Below are 23,184 nucleotides of genomic sequence, written 5' to 3' on the forward strand. Positions count from 1 at the left end.
ATGCCAACGAAGAAGCGGGTGACGATCGCGCTGATCGCCGAGGAGGCCGGAGTCTCCGTCCCCACGGTGTCCAAGGTCATCAACGGCCGTCCGGAGGTCGCACCGGAGACCCGTCAGCGGGTGGAGCGCCTGCTCCACCTGCACGGTTACCAGCGCCGGGTCGGCCAGGCCGACGGGCCGGCGGGCCTGGTCGACCTGGTCTTCTCCGAGATCGAGAGCCCCTGGGCCATGGAGATCGTGCGCGGCGCCGAGACCGCCGCGCGCGAGGCCGGGGCCAGCGTCGTGATCTCCGTACTGCACACCCACGCCGGGCCCGGCCGCGACTGGCTGGAGCGCATCGCGGCCCGGCGCACCGACGGGGTGGTCATCGTGGCCTCCCGGCTCTCGGCCGGCCTGCAGCGCCAGCTCAGCGCCCGGTCGATGCCGTTCGTGGTCGTCGACCCCGAGGGCGAGCCCCCGCCCAACGTCGCCTCGGTGGGCGCCACCAACTGGAACGGCGGACTGGCCGCCACCCGGCACCTGCTGGAGCTGGGGCACCGCCGGATCGGGATCATCGGCGGCCCGGCCGACATGCTGTGCAGCCGGGCCAGGATCGACGGCTACCGGGCCGCGCTGGAGACCGCCGGCGTCGCCGTGGCCCCCGAGCTGATCCGCCGCGGCGACTTCCTGGTGGACTCCGGCCGCGAGCAGGGCCGCGAGCTGCTCGCCCTGGCCGACCCGCCCACCGCCGTCTTCGCCGGCAGCGACCTGCAGGCGTTCGGCGTGCTGGAGGCCGCCCGGCAGCGGGGGCTGCGCGTCCCGGAGGACCTCAGCGTGGTCGGCTTCGACGACCTGCCCCTGGCCCAGTCGGCCTGGCCCTCCCTGACGACCGTCCGCCAGCCGCTCCAGGAGATGGCCGCGCTGGCCACCCGCATGGTGGTGGCCTCCGGGCCGGGCGCCCCGGAGGCCAAGCGCGTGGAGCTGGCCACCGAGCTCGTCGTCCGGGAGAGCACGGCCCCGCCCCGCCACTGAGGGGACCCCTCCGGAGGCGCGCTCCCCGGCCTCCGGAGGGGGGTGTGAAAGCCCGCCCGAGGGGGTCCCCGGGAGGGTCCGCGAAGGGGCGCGCCCCACCGGTGCCGGCCGCCCGGCCCGCGGTGAGGCGCGCCGCCCGCTCATCCCTCAGCCCTTCGTCGCCCCGGCCGTGAGGCCGCTGATGAGCTGGCGCTCGGCGACGGCGTAGAACCCCAGCGCCGGCAGCATCGCCACGATGACGTAGGCGAGCACCTTGGCCGTGTCGGTGGAGTACTGGCCGCTGAACTGCTGGACGCCCACCGGGATCGTCCACCACTCGGGGCTGTTGAAGACGACCAGCGGCAGGAAGAAGTTGTTCCAGCTGTTGACCACCGCGAGCACCGAGACCGTGGCGATGGCCGGTCGGGCCATCGGCAGCAGGATCCGCCAGAAGAAGCCGAACGCGCTGCAGCCGTCGAGCGTCGCCGCCTCCTCCACCTCTCCCGGGATCGTCCGGAAGAACCCCCGCAGGATGACGATCGTCACCGGCAGGGCGAAGGCCGCCTGGGGCAGGATCACCCCGAGCGGGTTGTCCAGCAGGCCCATGGCGCGCAGCAGCACGAACAGCGGGAGGATCGCCACCGCGAAGGGGAACATCAGCCCCATCGTGAACAGGGTGAACAGCAGCTCCCGCCCGCGGAAGGCGAACCGGGCGAAGACGAACCCCGCCAGGGCCGCCGTGGCGACCACGATGAGGGCCGTGGCGATCGCGATGAACGTGCTGTTGCCGACCTGGCGCCAGAAGTCCGGGGAGGTCAGGACGTCGGTGTAGTTCGAGACCACCCACGGCGACGGCAGGCCGAACGGGTTGGTCGACAGCTGCTGGTTGCTCTTGAAGCCGCCGAGCACGCCGTACCCGATCGGGACGATGATCAGCGCCCCGATCGCGATCACGATCGTGTGCAGTCCCAGGTGCCGGAGCCTGCGCTGCGTCCTCGCCCGCTCGCGGCTGCTGATGTGGCTCATCGCTGGTCTCGCATTCCGGTGATCGCCCCTTCGGTGTCACGCCGCAGGACGAACCTCTGGTAGCCGAGCGCGAAGACCAGGCTGATGAGGAACATCACGACGCTGATGGCGCTGGCGTAGCCGACCTGGTAGCGCCCGAAACCGAAGGTGAACATGGTGATGGCCATCGTCTCGGACGAGTGGATGGGCCCGCCCTCGGTGAGCACCCAGACCAGGTCGAACAGCTGGATGGCGCCGATGATGGACAGGAAGGCGCTGATGCGGATCGTCGGCCCCAGCAGCGGCAGCGTCACGTGGCGGAAGACCTTCCAGCCGGTCGCCCCGTCCAGCTGGGCGGCCTCGATCAGCTCGTTGGGGATGCCCTGCCGTCCGGCCAAGTACAGGATCATGTGGAAGCCGAAGTACTTCCAGGTCATGACGATGAACACCGAGTACATGACGCTCGAGGGGTCCGACAGCCAGGTGGAGCTGAGCTCCTCCAGCCCGATCATGCTCAGCATCTCGTTGGCGAGGCCGCGCTCGGGCGAGAAGAACATCGTGAACAGCACCGCGGTGATGACCTCGGACAGCACGTACGGCGCGAAGAACAGCAACCGGTAGAAGGCCCTGCCGCGCATGGGCTGGTTGAGCAGCAGCGCCAGCCCCAGGGCGAGCGGCAGCTGGACCACCAGCGAGAGCACGATCAGGATCAGACCGCGCCACAGGTCCCCGAGGAAAACCGGGTCCTCGAACATCCGGGTGAAGTTGTCCAGCCCGATGAAATTGGTCGGCAGCCCGCCGAACCCGTTCCACTTGAACACGCTGGCGTACGCGGCGAGCAGGATCGGCGCCAGGACCAGCAGGACGAACAGCACCAGCGCCGGGAGCAGGAACAACGTGATCGTCATCAGCGTGCGGCGCCGGTTCCTGCGGCGGCCGGCCGCGCCGCCGCCGTCGGACGAGGGCCGCGCTCGGCGGGGTCCCGGCTGCGCCGGACGCTTGTCCGCCGCCAGGGTCTCCGGTTTCATCGGTTCTCCCCGATCGGGGGGCCGGGCAGGCGCCCGGCCCCTTCCTTCGTCTTCACTCGGTCGTCACTCCGACTTCGCCGCCGTCGTGATGTCGGCGACGACCTGCTCCGGAGTCTTCGATCCGGCGATGAGCTCGGCCACGCTGTCGTTCACCTGCTGGCCGACGGCCGGCGGGTAGGCCTGGTCGAGGTAGAGCTGGTAGCCGGTGGCCTTGTTGAGGCTCTCCGTCACGAGCTTGGCGTGCCGGTCCGTGACCGCGTCCTCGGTGCCCTTGACCGCCGGGAAGATGGCGCCCGTCTTGACACCCTTGCGGTGGTTGTCGGGCTCGGAGATGAACTTGAGGAAGTCGATCGCCTCCGGGGGCGCGTCGGCACCGACGGCGACACCGCCGCCGCCGCCGAAGGCCTCCGTCGCCGAGCCCTTGCCGCCCTCGACCGCCGGGAACGGGAAGAAGCCGAGGTCCTCGCCGAGGTCCTTGGAGGTGTCCCGCTGGACACTGGGGGCCCACTGGCCCATCAGCTCCATCGCGGCCTTGCCGTTGCCGATCGTGGCGGCCTGGCCGTCCGGCTTGTCGTAGTCGGCGCCCAGGAAGCCCGGCTGGAACGGCTCGAGGGCGGTCAGCTCCTTGAGCTTCTGCCCCGCCGTCACGAAGTCGGGGTTCTCGAACGACTTGGTCTCGGCCGCCTGCTTGAGCGCGTCCAGGCCCGCCACGCGCATGGCCAGATAGGCCCAGTAGTAGTGGCCGGGCCACTTGGCCTTGCCCGCCAGGGCGATCGGGGCGATCCCGGCCGCCTTGAGCTTCTTGACGGCGTCGAGGAACTCGGTCCACGTCGCCGGCGGCGCGTCGATGCCGGCCTTGGCGAAGAGCTTCTTGTTGTACCAGAAGCCGACCATGCCGAGGTCGTGCGGGACGCCGTACGTCTTGCCGTCGATCTGGTAGGCCGACAGGGCGACCGGGGAGAGCGTGTCGGACCAGGAAGAGATGTCGGAGGTGATGTCCTTGACCAGCCCCGCCTCGACCTGCTGGGCCAGCACGCCGCCGCCCCAGGTGTGGAACAGGTGCGGGGCCTTGCCCGACTGGGTGACCGTCGTGAGCTTCGACTTGAAGTTCTCGACGTTCATCGCGTTCACCTTGATGGTGACGTTGGGGTTCTTGGCCTGGTAGTCCTTGACCAGCCCGTTCCAGACGCCCAGCATGGGATCGATGTTGTGGATGGTCCACCACTCGACGGTGACCTTGCCCCCGGAGGAGGCGCCCCCGCCCGATCCCGCGTTGTTGCTCTCCTGGCCGCCGCCGCCGCACCCCGCAAGGAGTAGCGCGGCCGCCGCCAGCGTCACCACACTTCGCCGATTGAACGACTTCACAGTGGTCTTCCTTCCTCTGCCGTCGCTACCGCAGATGTGATCCGCTGCCCGCGGATTGATCTCTGAAAGTTTCATCGCGTTGCCGATAGTTTCTAGAGATGGCGCTGAGGTTACATTGGCTTTTCCGCGGTATCAACGGCCGTCTTCACACCGTTATCTAGAGGTTGGCGGGAGAGATCCGTTGACGCGTCCCGCGAAAGCGCTTATGGTGCGGGACGCGAAAAATCTCGGGGATCTTAAGAAAGTTTCGGACAGCGGTGCCCGCATGTCGCGAACTCGCACGACATGCCTGGTCGAGGCCCTGGCCGGGGTTCCTCCCCCGGCGGCACGGATCCGCCCGCGCCGTCGGCCCCAGGTATGGAAAGCGTGTTCCGTGCCGCCGCGGACGCGCCGGCGGCCGGCGGCCCGGCCTCCCGCGGGGGAGAGCCGCCTGCGCTCCGAGGTCACCGGCAGGTCCGCCCTGCGGGCCGGGCCCGTCCCCGGCCACCCCTTCTACCGTCTCCACCGCGGAGAACCGTGATCTCCGGCGGGGGCGGAACGGGGCAGGGCGCGTCCGGCCGGACTCCCGCGTTTCCATCTCCACAAAACGGACATGGGACACCTTAGCGGCCGTCACTTCTCGGGGGTGCCCATGAGTTCGAAATCACGGCAGACGAAGGCCCAGCACGAGCAGCGGAAGGCCTCGGCCGCCCGGCAGCAGCAGGCCGGCCCCGCCGCCGGGGGAACGGTCGGGGGAACGCCCTCCCGCGCGGGCAAGGCGAGCGGGACGCACGGCGCCGACCACCCCGGCGGCACCGCCCGGGCGCAGCGCCTGGCCAAGCAGTCCCTCCCGCTCCGCCGGGGTCAGCGTTCCGGATCGGGCCGCCCGTCGTCCTGACGGCGGCGGTCAGCCGTCGAGCAGTCTGAGCGCCTCCTCGTCGGTCATGCCGGCCAGCTCGGCGATCAGCAGCTCCTCCACCGCGGCGGCCAGCCCGGCGATCGTGGCGCGGTCGAAGACGGTGCGGACGGGGACCTCCACCCCGGTCGCCCGGCGGATCCGCGCGGCCACCCGCGTGGCCAGCAGGGAGTGCCCGCCCAGCGCGAAGAAGTCGTCGGACACGCCGGGGCCGGTGACCCCGAGCAGTTCCTCCCAGATCCCGGCCACCAGCCGCTCCGCGTCGGTGCCGGGCGGAACCCGCCCGGCGGCCGGGACGAGGTCCGGTTCGGGCAGGGCCGCGCGGTCGACCTTGCCGCTCGAGGTCAGCGGCAGCGCCTCCAGCCGCACCCAGGCGGCCGGGACGAGCTGCCGGGGCAGCACGCGTTCCAGCCGGGTGCGCAGCTCGGACTGATCGGCCGTGCCGGTGAAGTAGGCGATCAGCTCCTCGCCCCGGACGGTGACGAACGCCTGCCCCACCTCCGGATGGTCGAGCAGCCTGCTCTCGACCTCCCCGGGCTCGATCCGGAAGCCCCGCACCTTGAGCTGGCCGTCCAGCCGCCCCAGGAACTCCAGCCGCCCGTCGAGGCGGCGGCGGGCCCGGTCGCCGGTCCGGTAGCGGCGCGAGCCCGGCGGGCCGTACGGGTCCGGGACGAACGCCGCCGCGGTCAGCGACGGCCTGCCGAGGTAGCCGCGCGCCACTCCCGCGCCGCCGATGACGAGCTCGCCCGTCGCGCCCGCCGGGAGCGGCCGGTCCCGCTCGTCCAGCACGTGGACCGAGGTCTCGCCGATCGGCCGTCCGATCGGCGGGCGGCCCGAGGCCGCGTCGGCGCCCAGGTCGGCGGCGGTGGCGATGACCGCGGCCTCGGTCGGCCCGTAGGTGTTGACCAGCCGGACCCGGTCGGCGAACCGGGTCCGCCAGCGTTCGACCGCCGCGGCGGCGACCTGCTCCCCGCCCAGGATCACCAGGCGCAGCCCGGGCGGCCAGGCCACCTCCTCCTGCTCCTCCACCAGCGCGTGCCAGTAGGCGGTCGGCAGGTCCAGCACGGTGACCCGCCGGCCCGCGGGGGTGGCCAGCACCTCCGGCAGGCTGGTCGCCCCGTCGGGGAGCAGCACCAGCGCGGCGCCCGCCGCCAGCGTGGGGAAGACCTCCTCGACGTGCGCGTCGAAGCCGAGCGAGGCGAACTGGACCACGTGGTCGCCGGGGGCCAGGCCGTAGGCGGAGCGCATCCACCGCACCCGCGCGGTGACGGCCCCGTGCTCCACCACCACGCCCTTGGGGCGCCCGGTGGAGCCCGAGGTGGTGATCACGTAGGCGGCGTCGGCCGGCCGGACCGCCGCGGGTACCGCGACCGCCCCCACGACCGCCGCGGGCTCCGTCTCCGGGGCCGCAGCGGATCCCGTGCCCGCCGCCGCACCGGCGCGGCCGGGCCGCGGGCCTCCGCCCGCCGGACCGGACGGGTCGACGGCGAGCCGGCCGGGGGGAAGGCTCCGCCGGGTGACCACGTGGACGACCGAGGCGTCCGCCAGGGAGAAGGCGAGCCGTTCGTCGGGGTCGTCCGGATCGAGCGGCAGATAGGCGGCGCCGGCCCGCCACACCGCGAGCAGCGCGACGATCGCCTCGACCGAGCGCGGCAGGCAGACGCCGACGATGTCGCCGGGACGCACCCCGCTCTCCCCGAGCACGCCGGCCAGCGCGTCCGCGCGGGCCATCAGCTCCCCGTAGGAGACCTCCGTCCCGCCGCAGACCACGGCCACGGCGCCGGGCGACCGCCGCGCGACCGCGGCGATCATCTCCGGGACCGCCGCGGCCGTCCCCTCCGTCCCGGCGTCCGTCCCAGTGTCCGCTGCGGCTCCGACGGCCTGGAGACGGCCGTCGCCCCCCGCCGGTTCCGCTCCGCCGGGCACGGCCTGGGCGCGGATCTCCGCCTCGTCCTCGTCCGTCCAGATCCGCAGCTCCGAGATCGGGGTGTCCGGCCCGGCCGCGACGGACTCCAGCAGCCGGGCGAACCGCCCGGTCAGCCGGCGCCCCGCCTCCGGGCCGAACAGCCCCGTGTCGAGGCAGAGCGAGACGCCCAGCCCGCCGGCGTCCGACCAGGCCTCGACCAGCAGGTCGGTCTTGGCCTGCCGGAACCCCGATTCGATCGCGGTCACCTCCAGGTCCCCGAACGGCCGCCGGGGGCCGCCGTCCTGGGTGTGCAGGATCAGCATCGACGGCAGCAGCGACTCCGCCCGTTCGCCGAGCCGTTCGAACGGCACGGACGAGCCCGCCATGGCGCCCAGGACCTCGCCCCGCATGCGGGTGATCAGTTCGGTGAAGGGCGGGTCGCCGCTCAGGTCTCCGCGGAGGACCACCGTCTGGGAGACGTACCCGACCATCCCCTCCAGCTCGACCCGGTCCCGGCCCGAAAAAACGCTGCCGACCAGGACGTCGCTCTGCCCGGTGTGCCGGGAGAGCAGCACCTGGTAGGCCGCCATGAGCACGGTGAACAGGGTGGTGCGCCGCTCCCCGGCCAGCCGCTCCAGCCGCCGGGCCGTCGCCGGAGGCAGGTGCGTCCGGTGGAAGTCCCCCGTCCCGCTCGCCGTACCCTCGCGGAAGGGCAGCTCCGGCGGCGGCGGGTCGGCCAGCTTCTCCCGCCAGTACGGCACCGCGCGCCCGGCCCGGCTCCGCTGCCAGAGGGCGTGGTGGACGGCCTGGACGGGCAGCGGGGCGAGCTCCGCCACCGCGCCGGAGACCCGGGCCGTGTAGCAGGCGGCCAGGTCGTCCAGGATCACGTTGAGCGACCACCCGTCGGCGACGATGTGGTGCATCGTGACGCAGAGCACGTGCTCGTCGTCGCCGAGGCGGATCACCGCGATCCGCAGCGGCGGTCCCTGCGCCAGGTCGAACGGGGCGTTGGCCCGCTCGGCCGTCATCCGCTCGGCCTCCGCGCGGTCCCGCGCGACCGGCCAGTCGACGGCGGCGGGCGCCGGGGGCTCGACCACCGCCCAGGGCACCCCCTCCTCCTCGGTGAAGCGGGTGCGCAGGCTCTCGTGGCGGGCCAGGACGTCGTCGAACGCCCCGGCGAGCGCGACCCGGTCGAGCGGGCCGCGCAGCGCGCGCACGAGGTAGAGGTTGTAGGCGGCGTTCCCCGGGTCGAGGCGCTGCAGGAGCCAGAGCCGCTCCTGGGCCGGGGACAGGGGCGCCCTCATGCGTCCGGCGCCAGTTCGTCGAAGAGGGCGGCCAGTTCCTCGGCGCTGAGCCCGTCGAGCTGCTCGCGCAGCGCCGCCATGTCCATCAGGTCCGGCCCGTCGTCCGCCCCGTCGCCCGCGCGGTCGAGCTCCCGGGCGAGCCCGGCCACCGTGGGGTTCTCGAACAGCGCCACGATCGGCACCGCCACCCCGAACATCGTCCGCACCCTGGCGATGATCTGGGCGGCCGTGAGCGAGTGCCCGCCGAGCTCGAAGAAGTCGTCGTCGACCCCGACCGGTTCGGCCAGGCCGAGGACCTCGGTCCACATCGCGGCCAGCTCCTTCTCCTCCGGGGTGGACGGGGCCCGGTAGGGGGCCCCGTCCACCCGCGTCCAGTCGGGGTGCGGCAGCGCCGCGCGGTCCAGCTTGCCGTTGGGGGTGAGCGGCAGCCGGTCGAGGACCACCAGGTGGGCGGGGACCATGTACTCGGGCAGGCCCGCCCGCAGCCGGGCGCGCAGCACCGGCCAGAGCCCGCCCGCACCCTCCGGGCCGTCCGGGTCGTCCGCGTCCCCCGGACCGCCGGGATCCCCCGGGACGTCCGAGGCGTCCGAGGCGTCCGAGGTGTCACGCCGGCCGGAGCCGCCCGGACCACCGGGGTCGCCGGGGTCGCCGAGGTCGCCGGGGCCACCCGAGCCGCCGGGATCGCCGGGATCGCCGGCCGGGACGACGTAGGCGACCAGCCGGGGCAGCCCGTCCGGCCCCTCGCGCACGGCGACGGCGGCCTGCCGTACCTCCCCGGCCGCGCGCAGAGCGGTCTCGATCTCGCCGAGCTCGATCCGGAACCCGCGGATCTTGACCTGCTGGTCGGCCCGGCCCAGGTACTCCAGGCGTCCCGCGGCGCCGATCCGGGCCAGGTCGCCGGTGGCGTACATGCGCGCGCCCGGCCGGCCGGAGAAGGGGTCGGGCAGGAAGCGGCCCGCGGTCAGGGCGGGCAGTCCGTGGTAGCCGCGCGCCACCCCGGCGCCGCCGATGTGCAGCTCCCCCACCTCTCCCTCCGGCACCGGGTCCCCCCCGGCGTCCAGCAGGTACAGGGCGGTGTCGGCGATCGGCCCGCCCAGGTCCACCGGGGCCGGAGCGGGCGGGACGGGGCCGGCCGTGGACCACACGGTCGTCTCCGTCGGGCCGTACACGTTCCACAGGCGGGCGCCGCCGGAGCCGAGCGCGTCGGCGAGGTCGCGCGGGAGCGCCTCGCCGCCGCACAGCCGCGTCCGGACCGTCTCGGGCACCCCGCCCGCCTCCAGCAGGATGCGCCAGGTCGCCGGGGTGGCCTGCATGACCGTGATCCGCTCCTCGGCCGCCAGCGCGCGCAGCGCCGGGCCGTCGGCCGCCCGGTCGGCGGGGGCCACCACGAGCCGGGCGCCGCAGGTCAGCGGGAGCAGCAGTTCCAGCACCGAGATGTCGAACGACAGCGTGGTGACGGCCAGCCAGCGGTCGGCGGGGGTGAGCTCCAGCAGGGAGGCGAACGACCCGATCAGGTTGGCCACCGCGCCGTGCGGGACCGCCACGCCCTTGGGGCGGCCGGTCGATCCCGAGGTGTAGATCAGGTAGGCCAGGTCGCCCGTCGGGCCGTCCGGGGCGGGCGGGCCGTCCGCGGCGGGCCGCGCACCGGGGACCGTGCCGTCCGGGGCGAGCACCAGCGTGCGGGGCGTCCCGCCGGGCAGCCGCGCGTCCACGCCGTCCTGGGTCAGCACCAGGCCGGCCCCCGCGTCCTCGCGCATCAGCCGGAGCCGGTCGGCGGGGAAGGCGGGGTCGAGCGGGACGTACGCGCCGCCGGCGGCCCAGACGGCCAGCACCGCGACCACCATCCCCACGGTGCGCTCCATGCAGATCCCGACCGGGACCTCCGGGCCCACGCCCCGCTCGCGCAGGACCGCCGCCAGGGCGTCGACCCGCTCGTGCAGCTCGCGGTGGGTCAGCTCGCCCCCGGGCCCGCTCACCGCCACCTCCTCGGGGGTCAGGTCCCGGCGGCGCCGTGTCAGCTCCAGCGTCGTCGGCGTCCTCGGCGTCGTCAGCACCGTTCGTCTCCCTTCCATCTCGGATCCGGGGTCGGATCTCCGGTCCGTGCCGGATCCATGTCAGCGCCTCCCAGCTCGGACAGGCGGAGGTCCGGGCCGGTCCCGGCGCGCTCCAGCAGGCCGGTGAAGGCGCGGGCGAACCGCCGGGCGGTCTCCTCCGTGAACAGGTCGCAGCCGTAGTCGAGGACCCCGCCCAGCCCCTCGCCCGCGCGCCAGAGGTCCACCGAGACCTCCGCCTTGGTACGGCCCGCGGCCGGGACCGGGTAGACCTCTACCTCCAGGTCCCCCATCGACGTGCGCAGCAGGTCGTCCTTGGGCATGTTGTGCAGGTTGAACATGGCCTGCAGCAGCGGCGGGCGGCTCAGGTCGCGCGGCAGGCGCAGCGCCCCGAGGATCTGCTCGAAGGGCGCGTCCGCGTGCTGGAGCCCGCGCAGCAGGGTGACGCGGGTGCGCCCGAGCAGCTCCCGGAACGTGGGGTCGCCGGACAGGTCGGCGCGGAGCACGAGCGTCGTGGAGAAGTACCCGATCAGCGGGGCCAGTTCGGTCCGGCCGCGCCCCGCGACCGGCACCCCGACGCAGAGGTCGTCCTGGCCGGCCAGCAGCCCGAGCGCGGCCTGGTAGGCCGCGACCAGGGCCATGAACAGCGTGCAGCGCTCCCGGCGGGCGACCTCCTCCAGCCGGGCGACCGTCCCGCCGGGCACCCGCAGGGGCTCCTGCCCGCCGCGCCCCGTCCACCGGGCCGGGCGGGGCAGGTCGGCCGGGAGGTCCAGGACGGGCACCCCGGCCAGGGTGCGGGTCCAGTACTCCAGCCGGGCCGTGCGGTCGCGCCGCCTGTCCTCGACGGCGAAGTCGGTGTACTGCATCGGCAGTTCCTCCAGCACGGGTCCGCGCCCCTCGCGCCGGGCCGCGTAGCACTCGGCCAGCTCCCGCATGAGGACGTCCAGCGACCAGCCGTCGACCACGATGTGGTGCAGGACCAGGCAGAGCAGCGAGGTCCCGTCGTCCAGCCGCAGCAGCGCCGCCCGCAGCGGCGGGTCCGACTCCAGGTCGAACGGCCGGTTGACGAGTTCCACCACGGCCGGCGCCGGGTCGCCGGCGACCTCGGCGACCTCGGCGACCTCCAGCGGGACCGGCCCGGCGGGCGCGACGACCTGCACCGGGCGGTCGCCGTCCAGCCGGAAGCGGGCCCGCAGCACGTCGTGCCGTCCGGCGACGCGGGTGAGGGCCTCGGCGAGGGCCCCCGCGTCGACCGGGCCGCGCAGCCGTACGCACCAGGGGGTGTTGTAGACGGTGTCGGCCGGGTCGAAGCGGTTGAGGAACCAGAGCCGCTCCTGGCCGAAGGAGAGCGGCCAGGAGCGGCCCGCCTCCGCGCTCCCGGGTGCCTCCGGGAGCTGTGCGCCCGCGCCTCCCGCGCCTCCGTCCACGGGGGCCTTCCGGCCGGTGGCCGCCCCGGCCAGGGTGAGCGCGCGCAGGGCCTCGCGGCGCTCGGGCGGGAGCGCGGCCAGCCGGGCGAGCAGCGCCGCCCGCCGTTCCTCTCCGGTCACGGCACTGCCTCCCCCACGGGTCTCCCCGGTCACGGCGCGGCCTCCGGCACGGGACGGTCCACCGGCGTGACGCCGCACAGTTCGGCGATCCCGTCGAGCGGCACGTCCCCGGTGACGCTCCGGACCAGCAGGGTCTCCACCGCGTGCAGGAGCTCGTACGCCGTGTCGCGGGACAGCAGGGCGGTGTCGACCAGCAGGTCGAGCCGGCAGGTGTGCGCGGCCGGACCGGCGGCGAAGAAGGCGGTGGCGTCCACCATCGGCCACGCGCCGACGGGGAAGGTCCGGGTCCGCCCGGTCAGCTCGGCCGGGTCGCCGGGCGGCAGGCCGGGCCAGTCGCCGGTGGGCCGGGTGTCGTTGAAGTAACCCGACAGGTCGACGGCGCCGCCGCGCGCGCGGCCGATCTCCTCGCGCAGGGCCGCCATCGCGGCCGGGTCGTAGTGCGCGTACCGGTAGGCGGTCAGCGCCTGCCGGTGCCCGGCGCGCGCGGCGTCGGCGAACGTCCCGGCGGACAGGTCCAGCGTGAAGAGCCCATCCTGTACGGCGGTGCCGACCATGCCCGCGGTCCGCGGGTCGTGCCGGTTGGCCACGATGAGCTGCATCGCCACCCGGCGGTGCCCGGTCAGCGCCGCCAGGACCGCGGCGCATCCCGAGGTCAGCACGCTGGAGGTGCTCACCGACCAGCGCGCCGCGAGCGTCCGGGCGGCCACGCCCGCGGCGGCCGACTCCATGCCCACCTTGACGAACCTCGGCTCCTCCGGGGTCCGCCCGGGGAAGTCGAAGAGGGTCATCGGGGCCCGCTCCAGCTCGGCGCGCCAGTGCCGCAGCGCCCGCTCGCCCCGGGCCGCGCCGGCGCCCTGCTCCAGGGCGGCCTGGTCCAGCGGCTGCCAGGCCGGGGCGGGCAGCTCCTCCCCGGCGAGCAGGGCCCGCCACTCGGTGGCGAGGATCTCCAGCGCCCAGGCGTCCACCGCCAGGTGCGACAGGGCGAAGGCCACCGCCCGGGGCCGTCCCCCGGCGGTGACGACGGCGCACCGGATCGGCGGCTCGGCCGCGTGGTCGAAGGCCGTGGCCGCCAGTCCGGCGGCGGCCTCCCGCGCGGCGGCGAGCGGCTTGGCCTCCCCGGCGTCGAGCACCCCGACCGTCAGCACGCCCTCGCGCATCACCTGCTGGACCGGCCCCTCCGGCGTCTCCGTCCAGGTCGTGCGGAGGCTCTCGTGCCGCTCGACCAGCGTGCGCAGGGCGCCCAGGACGGTGTCCAGGTCGCGCCTGCCGTAGACGGGCAGGCTCCAGGGCAGGTTGTAGTACGGGTCGCCCTCGTCCAGCCAGCGGATCAGCCGCCAGAAGGCCCGCTGGCCCCAGGCGAGGGGGGCCCGCCCGCCGCGCGCCCCGGCGAACTCCAGCGGCACCGTCCGCTCCGGTACGGCTCCGGCCGTCATCGGGACCTGGCGATCTCGTCGGCTACCCCGCTCACGGTGGGGTCGTCGATGAACACCTCGAAGGAGAGCTCGACGCCCATCCGGTCGCGCACGAGGGCGATGATCCGGGTGATCGTCAGCGAGTGCCCGCCGAGGTCGAACAGGTCGTCGTCCGGCCGGACCTCGTCCACCTCCAGCGCCTCGCACCAGATCGCGGCGACCTGCTCGACCAGCGCGTCCTCCGTCCCGGCCGCGCCGCTCCCCCCGGGACCTGCGGCGGCGGCCGGACCGGCGGCCTCCCGAGCCGCCTCCGGAGCGCCCTCGCCGGCGGCTCCCGGCTCACCGTCCTGCCGTGCGGCGTGTTCCGGCCCGGCGGCGCGCGCCGGGAGCGGCAGCTCCGCGATCGGGGCCTCCGGCCGGGCGGCGACGCCCCGCAGCAGGGCCCGCAGGTGCTCCGCGACGGCCTCGCAGCCGGCGCGGCCGAGGACCGCGGGATTGAACAGCAGCACCGCCGAGAGCCCGGAGGGCGCGTCCACGACCTGCAGGTGCAGCGTGTTGCGGACCGCGCCGTTGAACATCGCCCAGTCGACGGCGACGTTGAGCCCGGTGAAGACGGGGTCGGCGCCCGGCCGCGTCCGGTAGCTCACCGAGACCGGGGTGAGGGCGCTGCGCGGGCCGATCCCGCCCAGCGCCCGGGCCAGCGGGACCTCCCGGTACCGGTAGACCGCGCGCAGTTCCTCCCGCAGGGAGCGGGCGAACTCGGCGAACGTCCCGTCCGGGACCGAGGCCACCGGGAGCTCGTTGACGAAGAGCCCGACGTGGTCGCGGGTCTGCTCGGTCCGGGTGGACAGGTCCGCCGCCACCGTCACCCGCTCGTTGCCGTAGGCGTGCAGCAGCACGTGCAGGGCGGCCAGCAGGAGCTCGAACCGGGTGACGCCCAGCGGCCCGGCGGCCTGGGCCACCTCGTCGCCGAGGTCGAGCTCCACCGCTTCGCCCGGAGCCGCGCGCAGCGAGGAGCCGGTGGCCCCGGGGAGCGCGACCTCCCGGTCGTCGTGCCACCGGGACCGCCAGAACTCCGCCGCCGCGTCCAGCCCGGCGTCCACCCGCTCCTGCTCGGCGCGGGTCGCCTCGCCGTACGAGAGCGGCAGCGGAGGCGGCTCCTCCCCGTTGTAGGCGGCGGCCAGGTCGCGCAGGAGCACGTCCTTGGACATGCCGTCGAAGACGGCGTGGTGGGCCACGACCAGCAGCAGGTGGCTCAGCGGCCCCAGCCGGAACAGGGTGAACCGCGAGACCGGCCCGGTCCCCAGGTCGAGGGGGGCCGCGGCGACCCGGGCGGCGAGCCACTCCGGCGAGCCGGGCTCGCCCGCCGGGTCCGCGGCGCTTCCGGCGCCCGCGGGGGGCTCCTGCGCGCCGGGGGCGCCGCCGGAGACGTCCTCGAAGAGGATCGGCGGCGGGGCCTCGCCGGGCGCCGCCCACACCTGCCCGTCCCGCTCGGCCAGCACGGAGGCGAGGACGGGGTGGCGCCGGACCACCGCCGCGCAGGCGTCGAGCATCGCGTCCGCGTCCAGCGGACCGTCGAAACGGACCGCCAGCGGCATGCGGTAGACGGCGCCGCCGGCGCCCGCCCGCTCGGTGACCCACATTCCGTGCTGGGCGAGGGACGCCCGGTGCGACTCGTCTACCAGCGGTACCGACATCTCACGTGCCTTCCGTACGACCCGTCGCGGCGGCCCCGAAGAGCCCCCGCAACTCCCTTTTGATGACTTTTCCTGACTGGTTCTTGGGCAGGACGTCCACGACGAGCACCCGTTCGGGCAGCTCGTGACCGGCCAGCCGCTCCATCAGGAAGGCGCGCAGGTCCGTGACGGACACCTCCCCGCCGGAGCGGGGCACGACGGCCGCGGCGATCGCGGTGCCCAGCACCGGGTGCGGGACGCCGACCACCGCGGCCTCCGCGATCTGCGGATGCTCGTACAGCGCGGCCTCCACCTGCAGCGTGGAGACCTTGAACGCCCCGGACTTGACCACGTCGCCCTCACGGTCGACGAGGTGGAGGTAGCCGTCGGCGTCCAGGTAGCCCAGATCGCCCATCCGCACCCAGCCGCCGCGGAACGCCTCGGCGCTCGCCTGCTCGTCGCGGTAGTAGGAGCGGGGGGCGGGCGAGCGCATCCAGACCTCGCCGGTCTCCCCCGGCGGGAGCGGCTCGCCGTCCGGCCCGACGACGCGCAGCGCGCCGCCGGACGCCGGGCGCCCGAGCGCGCCCGGCCGGGCCGGGTCGAAGATCATGATGGTCTGGGCGGGGGCCGCCTCGGTCGAGGTGTAGTAGTTCGTCACCGTCGCGTTGGGGAAGGCGGTGGTGAGCCGTACGGACACCGAGGGGGGAAGGGCCGAGGCGGCCGAGCCCAGCAGCACCACGCTGGAGAAGTCGTGGCGCTCGTGCAGGCCGGCGTTGAGCAGTTCGATCGCCATGGTCGGGACGAGGAACACGGTGCCGACCCCGTACGACTCGATCAGCCGGGCGAACCGGCCGGGCGTGAAGCGGGCCGGCGTCAGCATCGCCGGGCGGGCGTCCAGCGCGTTGAGCAGCATCGTCTGCCCGGCGTTGGTGCCGATCGGGAAGGCGTGCAGCAGGTGGCGCGAGTGCCCGAACCGGCGGCGGTTCGGGCGGGTCTCGCAGCCGAAGGCCAGGTTGGCGTGGGAGGCGCCGACGCCCTTGGGCGTGCCGGTGGTCCCGGAGGTGTAGAGGATCTGGGCCAGATCCTCCGGGGCGACCCGCACGCCGGCCGGTCCGCTCCCGGCCTCCTCCAGCTCCGCGGGGGCGGCCGTCCAGCGGTCGCCGTCCGGGGCCTCCAGGTCCCGGCCGCACAGGACGGCGGAGGCCTCGCAGTGGCCGAGCATGTACCGCAGCTCTGCGGGGGCGAGCCGGTCCGAGAGCGGCACGGCCACCGCCCCGGCCAACTGGACCGCGCAGTAGGCCACGGCGAAGTCGGCCCAGTCCCGGCTGCCGAACAGCAGCCCGACCCGGTCGCCCGGCCGCACGCCGCGGCCCAGGAGCCCGTGCGCGACGGCGTGGGAGCGCCGCTCCCACTCGCCGAAGGTCAGCGTCCCCTCGCCCTCGACGACGATCGCGGTCCGCTCCGGTTCCTGCTCCGCGCGCAGCGCCAGCATCTCCGGCACCGTCCGCGGCACCGGCGCGGCCGGGGAGGTCCGCCGAGCCCTGGGAGCCGACGGGGTCGGCGGGACCGGCGGGACCGGCGGGGTCTGCGGGGTCTGCGGGGTCACGGCAGGTTCTCCGCCACGTGGCCGGCCAGCAGCGGGAAGCTGTCGAGGTGGGCGCCGCCGCCGAGGTCGAGGACGACGCCGAACTCGTCCTCGACCGCGTCGACCAGCCGGAGCAGCTCCAGCGAGGCCAGCCCGAGGGCGGCCAGGGAGCCCTCGGAGCGCAGCACCTCTCCGGCGGGCAGCCGCCCGCCGGAGGCGGCCTCGACCATCTCGGCGAGCCGGGACGCCACCTGCCCGGTCATCCGTGCGCCCGCCGGACGCTGAGCGGACGCATGTCCGTCCAGACCTCCTCGATGCGGGCGAGGCACTCCTCCCGCTCCCCCGCGAACCCCTCGGCCCGCCAGCCCTCGGGCAGCTCCCGGTCCGCGGGCCAGACCGAGTACTGCTCCTCCTCGTTGAGCACCACCAGGAAACTCATACCGGGACCTCCTCCTTGTCCGTGTCCTCGTCCGTGTCCTTCGCCTTGTCCGCGCCCTTCGCCCTGTCCGCGTCCTTCGGCGTGCCGTGCGCGTGCGCGTCCGTACCCTCCGCCGTGCCCTCCACCGTGTCCTTCGCCGTGCCGTCCGTGCGCCGCTCCGTCCGCAGGCGGTCGCGCAGCGCCTCGGCGCCGACCAGGTCGTCCGGGACCGCGTCGGGGACCTCGGCGTCGAACCGCGCCAGCGCCCGCACCCGCATGGACACCAGCGCGATGGCCGCGATGGCCAGGCCGAAGCAGACGTACATGAAGCCGATGCCGCGGCCCGGCCCGACGCCGATCACCGCGCCCACGGTGCCCGCGAGCGGGCCGTCCGGCGCCAGCAGCGGCTCGAACACCTCCGAGCCGTACGGCGCGACCAGGCCGAAGCCGATGGGCAGCGTGGACCAGGCGACCAGGGTGTTGAGCGCGATGACCCGGCCGTGGAACCGCTGCGGCACCTTGACCTGGATGATCGTGGCGTAGACGCCGTTGAGCAGGGTCAGGCAGAACGACATCCCGAACGCGCCCACCGCGATGGCGACCAGGTCCTGCCGCACTCCGGTGAGCAGGCAGAAGACCGACAGCGCGAGCGTGGCGAGCAGGACTCCGAAGAGCCTGCGCCGGCGCGGCCCGCCCCAGACCGTCATCAGCAGCCCGCCGAGCAGGACGCCCAGCCCGCCTCCGAACGACACCCGGCCGACGTCGTCGAGCGTCGCGAACGAGAGCACCAGCGGGGAGATCATCAGGAAGAGCGGCGACAGGAAGACGTTGAGGAACGCGAAGAACAGCAGCATGCTCCGGAAGCCGGGGTTGCCCCAGGAGTAGCGGACGCCGTTCATCATCTCGGCGACCACGCCCTCGCGCCGCCGCCACGGCATCGCGGCGGGGAACCTGACGAAGAGCAGGATCAGCGTGGCGACCGCGTAGCTCGCCACGTCGATGATGAGGATGCCCTCCAGCCCGATGGTGGCCATCAGGCCGGTCGCGACCAGCGGCACGATCAGCTGGGCGGTGCCGTTGGCCGTCTGCACGACGCCGTTGGCATGGCCCAGGAACCGCTTGGGCACCAGCTGCGGGATGGCCGAGCCGTAGGCGAAGCGCTGGAAGGTGAGCGCGATCGACAGGCAGACCAGCAGCGGGTAGATGTGCCAGATCTCCAGGTTGCCGGTCCAGAGCAGGCCGCCCAGCGCGAGCTGCGTCCCGCCCGCGGCGACGTCGCCGCAGAGCATGACCCGGCGCCGGTCGTAGCGGTCGACGATCGCCCCGGCCAGCGGCGCCACCAGCATGCCGGGCACCAGGCCCAGCACCGCGAAGAGGGCGAACCGCGCCAGCGACCCGGTGGTGGTGTAGATCCAGAGCGGGATCGCGAACTCGGTCAGCGCCGATCCGGTGATCGAGACGAGCTGCCCCGTCGAGACGAGGAGGAAGCGCCGCATGCCGATGTCCGTCGTGCCGGGCGCCGCCCCGGCGGCCCGCGCCCCGCGCCCGCCCGCGTCCGGCTTCCGTTTCCGGCCCTTCCCGCCCGGCCGGTGCGATCCGTCCGGTCCGTCCGGACCGTCCGGGCTCCCCGCGGCCGTCGCTCCGTCCCCGGTCGCGGCGCCGCCCTCCTCCCCGGCGCGGGTGACCCCCTGGAGCCACCAGGTGGACTCCTCCGTACGCTCCAGTTCGGCCGTCCCGCCCGAGGCGAGGGCCCGGTGGGTCCCGGTCAGGATGTCGGCGAGCTCGTCCGCGCGGTACTTGACGAAGAAGTGCCCGGCCTCGTCGAGGACGACGCAGGCGACCGTGTCGGAGAGCCGGAGCCATTCGAGGTAGCGCTCCTGGTAGAACTCCACCGCCGGGTCCCGCTCCCCCGCCACCGCGATGACCGGTGCCCGCAGGCGGCCGGTCTGCTCCTCGAACAGCCGGGTGAAGTACCGCTCGGCCGTACGGGTGCCCTCGCGGCGGTTGTGGATGATCAGCTTGAGCTGGTCGCGCTCGAACTCCTCGACGTCGAGCCCGGCGGCGGCCAGGGCGTTGATCCGTCCCTGGTCGCTGGTGAGCCGGTCCATGAGGTGGCCGAGCCGGCCCAGGCCGCGCCCGGGGCGCGCGAACGGGAACACCCCGCCCAGGTAGACCGCCTCGACCTCACGTCCGGCGGCCTCCAGCAGCCGGGCGGTCTCCGCCGCCAGCATCACGCCGAGACCGCAGTGCCCGTAGAGGACCAGCGGCCCGGTGATCCCGGCGAGGATCTCCTCGGCGCACCCGCGCGCGACCTCCTCGACCGGCCGGGCCTCCTCCCCCAGCTCGTGACCGGGCACCGCCACCGAGTACAGCGCCCAGTCGGCGGGCAGCGCGTCGGCCAGCGGCTGGTAGACGACCGCGCTGCCGCCGCCGAAGGGTACGCAGACCAGGGTCGCGGCGGCCGTCCGGGCCGGGGTGAGGCGGTGCAGCAGCCGGGCCGGGCCGCCGGACCCGCCCTCCAGCAGGCGGGCCAGGTCCCGGACCGTGCGGTGCTTGAACAGCTCCAGCACGGTCACGGTCCGCTCGGGGACCTCCCTGCGCAGCCGCGCGATGACCCGCATGGCCAGCAGCGAGTGGCCGCCCAGGTCGAAGAAGTCGTCCAGCGCTCCGACCCGGTCGATCTCGAGGACCTCGGCCCAGATCCGGGCCACGGTCTCCTCCGCCCCGGGGGCGGGCGGCGTGAACTCGGCCGGCCCTCCGCCGTCCCCGCCGCCGAGGGCCTCCGGCTCGGGCAGCCTGGACCGGTCGACCTTCCCGTGCGACTTCAGCGGCAGCTCGTCCAGCCAGACCTGGCGGGCCGGGACCATGTAGTCCGGGACCCGCTCGGCCAGCCAGGACCGCAGTTCGGCCGGGTCCGGCCGGGCCGCTCCGGCGGGGGCGACGAGGTAGGCGACCAGGCGCTCGCCGCGCAGCTCCGCGACCGCGTGCGCCACGCCGGGGTGCTCGGCCAGCACGGCCTCCACCTCCGACAGCTCCACCCGGTAGCCGCGGATCTTCACCTGCAGGTCGCGGCGGCCGAGGAACTCCAGGTCCCCGGTCGGCAGCCAGCGGCCGAGGTCGCCGGTCCGGTACATCCGGGCCCCCGGCCCGCCCTCCGGGTCGGGCAGGAAGCGGTCCGCGGTGAGCCCGGGACGTCCCAGGTAGCCGCGGGCCAGGCGGTCGCCGCCGAGATAGATCTCGCCGGGGACGCCGACCGGCACCGGCCGCAGGGCGTCGTCGAGCACGTGGACGCGGGCGCCGGGCAGCGGGGTCCCGATCGGCAGGGCCGTACCGGAGCCCTGGGCCGTCCCGGAGGCGCGCGCGGCGTCCCGCGGAGCGGGGCGGGGACCGGCCCCCGGGGCGGTCCCCGCGGGCGGCTCCACCTCGTAGGTGGTGACGCCGACCGTGGCCTCGGTGGGACCGTAGTGGTTGACGACCCGGCACCGGCCGGCCGCGGCCAGCTCGGCGGCCCAGCCCTGGGGGGCGGCCTCGCCGCCGAGGATCAGCAGCTCGCTCGGGAGCAGTTCGCCGGGGGTCGTGTCGGTGAGCAGCGCCGCCAGGTGGGACGGAGTGATCTTGAGGTGGCCGACGCGGTGCTCGCGCAGGTAGGCGGCCAGCTCGCGCCCCGCCGTACGGGGCGGGACGAGGTGGAGCGTGCCGCCCGTCATGAGGCACAGGTAGAAGACGGTCACGCCGAAGTCGAAGGCCAGCGACTGCAGGAGCGCGTAGGAGCCTCCCGGCTCCACCGCCAGCCGTTCGCGCACGCCCGCCAGGTAGGTCATGACCTCCCGGTGCTGTACGGCCACGCCCTTGGGCCGCCCGGTGGTCCCGGAGGTGTAGATGACGTAGGCCAGGTCGCCCGGGACGGCCCCGCCGCCCGGCGGCAGGTCGTCCCCGTCCGCACGGCCCGCCGCGGATCCGGCGGTCCCGCCGGTTCCCCCGGCGCCGTCCTCCGTCTCCTCCTCCGCGACCCACACGGCCGCCAGGTCGTCCGGGACCCGGTCGCGGAGCTCGGGGCAGGTGACCACCGCGGTGGCGCCGGCGTCGGAGAGCACGAACGCGAGCCGCTCCGCCGGGTGGTCGGGGTCCAGCGGGAGGTAGGCGGCGCCGGCCTTGAGCACGCCGAGCACCGCGACGGCCAGGTCCGCCGACTGCTCCAGGCAGATCGCGACGCGGTCGCCCACCGCCACGCCCCGCCGCCGCAGCCGGCGCGCGAGCAGCCCGGCGCGCCGCTCCAGCTCCGCGTAGGTCAGCGAGACCGTGTTCCCGGCGCCCCCGGCGCCTCCTGCGCCTTCCGTGCCCGCGACGACCGCGACCGCGTCCGGCGTCCGGGCGGCCTGCGCGGAGACGGCCTCGTGGACCAGTTCCGCGTCGAAGCGGGTCGCCGGGACGGACTCGCCGAAGGCCAGCACCCGGCGGCGCTCCTCGGCCGGGAGGAGCTCCAGCTCGGAGATGCGCGCCCCGGGATCGGCCACGATCGACCGCAGCAGGCTCTCCAGGCAGGCCGCCATCCGCTCGACGGTGTCCGGGCGGAACAGCGCGGTGCTGTAGGTGAACTGGCCGCGCAGCCCCTCGGGCGTCTCGAACAGGTACACGGCCAGGTCGAACCGGCTGACCCCGGTCTCGATCGGGAACGGGCTCATGGTCAGGCCCGGGGTGTCCAGCGGCCTGGACCGGTAGTTCTGCAGCGCGAACATCACCTGGAACACCGGCGACCGGCTGACGTCCCGCTCCACGCCCAGCTCGTCGACGAGCCGGTCGAAGGGGAGCGCCTGGTGGGCGTAGGCGTCCAGCGCCGTCTCCCGCACCCGGTCCAGCAACTCGGCGAACGTGGGGTCGCCCGACAGGTCGGCGCGCATCGGCAGGGAGTTGACGAAGACGCCGACCACCCGCTCCAGCTCGGGCAGGTCCCGCCCGGAGACCGGCGAGCCGACCGCGAAGTCGTGCTGCCCCGAGTAGCGCGCGAGCAGCACCTGGAAGGCGGCCAGCAGCGTCATGTACGGCGTGGCGCCGTGGGCGCGCCCCACCGCGGCGACGGCCTCGCTGAGCTCGGCGTCCAGGTCGAGGCCGCAGGCGGCGCCCTCCCAGCGCTGCTCGGCCGGGCGCGGCAGGTCCGCGGGGAGCTCCAGCGGCGGCAGCCCGTCCAGCTTGCGGCGCCAGTAGCGGACGTCCGCGTCGTGGGAGCCGTCCCCGGCGCGCTCGCGCAGCCAGTGCGCGTAGTCGCCGTACTGCAGCCGTACCGGGGGCAGGTGCGGTTCGCTCCCGGCCAGGTGGGCGGCGTGCAGGGCGAGCAGCTCCTCCATGACGACGTCGCAGGACCAGCCGTCGGTCACCGCGTGGTGCATGGTGAGCAGCAGCACGTGGGCGCCGGGTGCGAGGCGGACCAGCAGCGCCCGGAGCAGGGGGCCGCGCTCCAGGTCGAAGGGCCTGGCCAGCTCCTCGTCGATCGCGGCCGTGCCCTCCGCCCCGTCGGCGATGCGCAGCTCCGCCGCGGGGAGGTCGTCGACGACGAGCTCCGGGCGGCCGTCGGCCGTGGTGACCAGCCGGGTGCGCAGGCTCTCGTGCCGGGCCGCGACCTCCGTCAGCGCCCGGCGCAGGGCCTCCTCGCCGATCTCGCCCTCCAGGCGGACGGCGAACGCCACGGTGTAGGCCGCCGTCCCCGGAGCGTACTGCTCCAGGAACCACAGCCGCTCCTGCGCCGGGGAGAGCGGCGGCGGGGTGCCGGGCGGGCGCGGCGGGATGGCCGCGGTGACGGCACGGCCGCCCAGGCGCTGGGCGAGCAGCGCCTGCTTGGCCGGCGACAGGGCGGTGTGCGTCACGGCACCTCCGTGCTGCGGCGGGGGGAACGCTGCCGCGTTCCCGGGTTCATGGGCGGGACCGCCCTTCAGGGGCGGTCCCGGAGAGCGGTGGCCGCGAGGGACAGGGCGGCCTGGAGAGGGTGCCGGTCCCGCGCGGGATCGAGC

The 23,184-nt window shown here is 74.9% G+C and carries 14 protein-coding genes; 2 read left to right on the forward strand and 12 right to left on the reverse strand.

All coding sequences use genetic code 11. The annotated features are described in order from the left end of the window. Entirely contained in the window at positions 1-1,011 is a 1,011-nt protein-coding gene (locus HS048_RS27765) for a LacI family DNA-binding transcriptional regulator (protein WP_196469135.1), read from the forward strand. Between the two features lie 147 nt (positions 1,012-1,158). Here HS048_RS27765 and HS048_RS27770 read toward each other — a convergent pair whose 3' ends face one another. The 3 genes from HS048_RS27770 to HS048_RS27780 form a co-directional block, all read right to left on the reverse strand. Continuing rightward, on the reverse strand, positions 1,159-2,016 hold the full coding sequence (locus HS048_RS27770; protein WP_068898453.1) for a carbohydrate ABC transporter permease: 858 nt from the start codon (positions 2,014-2,016) through the stop codon (positions 1,159-1,161). After that, positions 2,013-3,023, reverse strand: a complete 1,011-nt coding sequence (locus HS048_RS27775) for a carbohydrate ABC transporter permease (protein ID WP_068898455.1) — start codon at positions 3,021-3,023, stop codon at positions 2,013-2,015. Before HS048_RS27775 ends, HS048_RS27770 begins: the two co-directional genes overlap by 4 nt. A gap of 63 nt (positions 3,024-3,086) precedes the next feature. Beyond that, positions 3,087-4,388: an extracellular solute-binding protein gene (locus tag HS048_RS27780; RefSeq protein WP_231647436.1), complete on the reverse strand. Its 1,302-nt coding sequence runs from the start codon at positions 4,386-4,388 to the stop codon at positions 3,087-3,089. A 631-nt stretch (positions 4,389-5,019) separates the two neighbouring features. Between HS048_RS27780 and HS048_RS27785 the strand changes: the two genes are divergently transcribed. Further along, positions 5,020-5,265 (forward strand): hypothetical protein, encoded by a 246-nt coding sequence (locus HS048_RS27785; RefSeq protein WP_196469136.1) that lies wholly within the window; start codon positions 5,020-5,022, stop codon positions 5,263-5,265. Between the two features lie 9 nt (positions 5,266-5,274). On the opposite strand, the gene HS048_RS27790 is transcribed toward HS048_RS27785, so the two are convergent. The 9 genes from HS048_RS27790 to HS048_RS27830 are packed head-to-tail and all read right to left on the reverse strand — an operon-like array spanning position 5,275 to position 23,040. Then, positions 5,275-8,493, reverse strand: coding sequence for a non-ribosomal peptide synthetase (locus HS048_RS27790; RefSeq protein ID WP_196469137.1), 3,219 nt, complete (start codon positions 8,491-8,493; stop codon positions 5,275-5,277). Continuing rightward, on the reverse strand, positions 8,490-10,547 hold the full coding sequence (locus tag HS048_RS27795; protein WP_196469138.1) for a non-ribosomal peptide synthetase: 2,058 nt from the start codon (positions 10,545-10,547) through the stop codon (positions 8,490-8,492). The genes HS048_RS27790 and HS048_RS27795 overlap by 4 nt, the downstream gene beginning before the upstream one ends. Beyond that, positions 10,541-12,091: a condensation domain-containing protein gene (locus HS048_RS27800; RefSeq protein ID WP_196469139.1), complete on the reverse strand. Its 1,551-nt coding sequence runs from the start codon at positions 12,089-12,091 to the stop codon at positions 10,541-10,543. Before HS048_RS27800 ends, HS048_RS27795 begins: the two co-directional genes overlap by 7 nt. Positions 12,092-12,120: 29 nt before the next feature. Next, positions 12,121-13,524: a condensation domain-containing protein gene (locus HS048_RS27805; protein ID WP_196469140.1), complete on the reverse strand. Its 1,404-nt coding sequence runs from the start codon at positions 13,522-13,524 to the stop codon at positions 12,121-12,123. Then, positions 13,521-15,200 (reverse strand): condensation domain-containing protein, encoded by a 1,680-nt coding sequence (locus HS048_RS27810; protein WP_196469141.1) that lies wholly within the window; start codon positions 15,198-15,200, stop codon positions 13,521-13,523. Before HS048_RS27810 ends, HS048_RS27805 begins: the two co-directional genes overlap by 4 nt. Position 15,201: 1 nt before the next feature. After that, the gene (locus HS048_RS27815; RefSeq protein ID WP_307832676.1) at positions 15,202-16,785 is read right to left on the reverse strand and encodes a class I adenylate-forming enzyme family protein; all 1,584 of its coding nucleotides are present in this window, start codon (positions 16,783-16,785) and stop codon (positions 15,202-15,204) included. Further along, positions 16,782-17,027 (reverse strand): acyl carrier protein, encoded by a 246-nt coding sequence (locus HS048_RS27820; RefSeq protein WP_068898468.1) that lies wholly within the window; start codon positions 17,025-17,027, stop codon positions 16,782-16,784. The genes HS048_RS27815 and HS048_RS27820 overlap by 4 nt, the downstream gene beginning before the upstream one ends. After that, a complete protein-coding gene (locus HS048_RS27825) occupies positions 17,024-17,203 on the reverse strand; it encodes an MbtH family NRPS accessory protein (protein WP_068898470.1) in 180 nt (59 codons plus the stop codon). The genes HS048_RS27820 and HS048_RS27825 overlap by 4 nt, the downstream gene beginning before the upstream one ends. Continuing rightward, the gene (locus HS048_RS27830) at positions 17,200-23,040 is read right to left on the reverse strand and encodes a non-ribosomal peptide synthetase/MFS transporter (RefSeq protein ID WP_196469142.1); all 5,841 of its coding nucleotides are present in this window, start codon (positions 23,038-23,040) and stop codon (positions 17,200-17,202) included. Before HS048_RS27830 ends, HS048_RS27825 begins: the two co-directional genes overlap by 4 nt. Positions 23,041-23,184: the final 144 nt, after the last annotated feature.

The organism is Planomonospora sp. ID91781, assembly GCF_015711595.1.
In the GTDB taxonomy this organism is placed as follows: domain Bacteria; phylum Actinomycetota; class Actinomycetes; order Streptosporangiales; family Streptosporangiaceae; genus Planomonospora; species Planomonospora parontospora.